2 protein-coding genes are annotated in these 3,350 nt (G+C 68.1%); both read right to left on the reverse strand.

What is annotated here, in order from left to right; genetic code table 11:
* Positions 1 to 192: 192 nt before the first annotated feature.
* Positions 193 to 2,658 (reverse strand): CHAT domain-containing tetratricopeptide repeat protein, encoded by a 2,466-nt coding sequence (locus ABZX92_RS45545; RefSeq protein ID WP_355572357.1) that lies wholly within the window; start codon positions 2,656 to 2,658, stop codon positions 193 to 195.
* Positions 2,659 to 2,850: 192 nt separating this feature from the next.
* Complete coding sequence (locus ABZX92_RS45550; protein WP_355572359.1) at positions 2,851 to 3,114, reverse strand: hypothetical protein; 264 nt, start codon at positions 3,112 to 3,114, stop codon at positions 2,851 to 2,853.
* Positions 3,115 to 3,350 lie beyond the last annotated feature (236 nt).

The following is a 3,350-nucleotide window of genomic DNA, read 5'->3' on the forward strand; positions in this document are numbered from 1 at the left end:
GGTTGATTCCACGGCATTGGCTCTGTTGGCGTCTGCAAGTACCACCAACTCTTGATCAAATCGCCGCTGGTCACACCCAACCGGCCGTCGCCGCGTGGCGTGCGTACCTGATGTGCCTCGTATGCACGGTCTGGCTGGTCCATGATGGCAACCTTCATGGACGTGGGCCGGACAGCCTGTGGAACCAACCGTCTAGCCGGACCCCAGGCACAGGAACGGCCGGCGGAACGGGTCCTTCGCCATCGCCTCGGCCAGTGCCACCGCCGGAGCCGCCCCCGCGATCAGCGCCCGGTGGTAGTCGGCCATCGCGGCCGCACTGGCCTCGTCGCCGACCTTGCTGGCCGCGGCCACCACGGTCCGCGTACCGCCGGCCAGCATCGCCCCGGCAAACCCAAGAGCCTCGTCACCAGGCCTGATGCGGTTCAACGCCAGTTCGCACGCCGCCAGCACGACGTGCGCGGGCGGCTTGCGCAGCCGGCCCAGCTCGTGCGCGAACAACGGCCCGTCGACCAGCTCCAGGCGCGAGAACAACGCGTTCTCGGTCTCGTGCTCGCCGTGCGCCGCGACGTGCACGAGGTCAGCGCCGTCGAGGTGGGCCAGAACCTCGGCCGCCGTCGCCTTGTCACCCGAGAGGACAGTCGCCTTCTCGTGCTGCACCGCGAGCCGGTCGATCTCGCCCTGCCCGAACAGCAACCCCGGCCCGCGCACCACCAGCACGCGGTCGGTCTTGGGTGTGCCTGTCTGGGCGGCGGCGAGCCAGGCCGTGGCGGACGGCGCGGTGGCGACAGGTCGTCCGTGCAGGCTCGGCAGCACACCCCACGGCACCGCGTAGAGCGTCCCGGTCGGCACCATGACCAGCTCGCGGTCGCCGATGAGGTGCGCGAGCGGCTTGATCAGCAACTCGTCGAGCCGGTCGGCCTGCTTGTGCGCCGACGACCCGATCACCTGGACCAGCGGTGGCGGCAGGTGGTCCGGCGCGAGGGCGTTCAGGTCGAAGTGGAGCTTCTGCGCGCTCTCCAGCGCCTCAGTCGCGTCGCCCAGCCGCACCAGGCTGGCCCGGCCGCCCGCGACGACCACGGCGGCCATCTCACCGTCCGACACGACGAAGCTGACCATGGCCTTCTGGTCCAGCTCGGCGATCACCTCGCCGAGGGCGGCGACCGGTCGCGGCTTGCCCCACCGCTGGGAGTGCCAGCCGAGGCGGTTCGCCTCGCGCTGCGCCTTCACGAGCTTGCCGCGCAGCTCCGCGGTCGGCTGACCGGACAGACCGTGCCGCAGGATGGCCCAGCTGAGGTTGCGCACCTCGGTGATCCGCTCGGCGACCTCGTTGTTGTCGCTCGTCTCCAGCGGCTCGTATCGGTAGGTTTGCGCGCGCGTGCGTTCCAACCAGACGAAGAGCCGGCGCGCGTCGGCGTCCTCCAGCACGAGCTTGATCGCGAGCTCACTGAGCTCCCTGCCGTGGACAGCGGTGGCGGAAACCAGTTCCAGCCCGCCGAGCTGGTCACGCACCCGGCCGAGCTCGTCGAGGGCCTTGCGCGCGTGTATAAGCGCGGCACGTCGATTTCCCCTGGCCAGCGCTAACTCCGCGAGCACCAGCCGACGTTGCATGCGGTGGTCGAGCGGCGTGACGGCACGTGGTCCCGGCACCTTCTCCAGCAGTTCCTCGGCGTCCGCGAGCCTGCCCCGGCGGATCTCCAGCCGGGCCGCGAGGAGCAGCGCCAGCCGTGACTCGTCGACCAGGTGGTTCGCGGCGAGCTCGTCGGACAGCGTCAACGCCTTCTGCACCAACGCGTTCGAGATCCGCTTGGTGCGCATCGCGTGCCGGCCGTGCGCCCACAGCTCGATCAAGCCGGCCATCATCCACCACGTGCTGCCGCGGCGGACTAGCTTGCGTTCGGACCGCTTGGCCATCCGGCGCGCCAGGTCGAACTGCCCGTCCAGCAACGCGGCCGAGGCGCGGAACATCTCGACCTCGGCGATCTCCTGGCCGAACTTCTCCTTGCGCATCACCGGAAGCGCCTCGTCGAGGTGTTTACCGGCCTCATCGGACAGTCCGATCATGAGCATGGCCTCGGCCTGGTCCAGCTGCAGCCGGGCGAGGTAGCCGTGTTGCTCGTCGCCGCGAAAGATGCGCTCGGCAACCTCGTAGCGACGCAACGCCTCGGCCAAGGCACCACTTTGCTTGTGGACGTTGCCCAACGCGTGCATCGCGAACGGGTAGTGCGGCTGGAGGTCGTGTTCGCGAGCCAGCGCGATCGCCCTCTCGAGATCCGCGATCGCCAGCTCTCGCTTCCGCACGGCCGCGTACGCGAATCCGCGATTCACCAGCGTGGACGCGAACCGTTCGACCAGGCCGCGGTCCGAATTGCGACCGATCTCCTGTTCCGCGAAGGCGATGTACCGGCCGAACCACTCGACGGCTTGGTCCGGTTGCCCCATGCGCATGACCATGAGGCCCTGGTTGTTGTCCGCGCTGCCGTGCAGTTGCGCCCGGAGCCTCGGATCCGGCAACCGGTCGATCTCGCTGCGGGCAGCATCGAAAGTCTCCACCGCGACGTCCATGCCGCTCGTCTCGCCAACGCAAAGGCCGAGCATGTAGAGCGTGCGGGCGCGCAACTCAGTCCGATCAGGAGAGTCATCGGCACGGTCGGCGTGCACGAGAGCACGCTTGAGGAGCCTGATGGCTGCCGGGAAGCGGAACCTCGTCTGCTCCGCCCACCCTCTCTGGTGCAACTCGCGCGCTCTCTCCAATGCACGAGCGGGCATGTGATCATCACACCACATGGCAGCAAGTGCCGCTGTCCGCCAACCAGGCACAGGACCAGGTGACGGACAGGGCACACACTGTGACTAGTCCGCCTTGGCGTTCGGGCAGTCAGGAGCGTGTACGAACTCAAGCGGCCGGACGAACCCGTGCCCCGGCATGCCGCCGCAGCACATCGGCGTGACTTCGGGGTCGTCCTTCTTCACCGGCGGTACGACCGGCACCTCGGTCGGCGGCGCCGGCTCGACGGGTACGGGTTCGACGACCGGCGTGCCCTCGAGCACGGACTCGGCCGCCTCGACCACTTCTGCCCCGGAAACGACATCGAGGTTGTCGCGCTGGACGGTCATGAGGTTTCCCCCCTCGTTTGGACTATTTACTTCCCATCCCCCCAGATGGGTGCGTCGAAAAGAGTCGCACACACGGCTACAGGTATACGTCTCATTTAGCTAACAGCCACTCGGTCGGCCTAAGATCACAAAGGGTCACCTACCACGAACAGCACCAGCAACGTGCCGATGTACACCGCGAGGATCAACGAGAACAGCGGGCGCACGAACGAGTTGCCGTACGACGCGACGGCGTT

Source organism: Lentzea sp. NPDC006480, from assembly GCF_040611995.1.
Classification (GTDB): Bacteria; Actinomycetota; Actinomycetes; order Mycobacteriales; family Pseudonocardiaceae; genus Lentzea.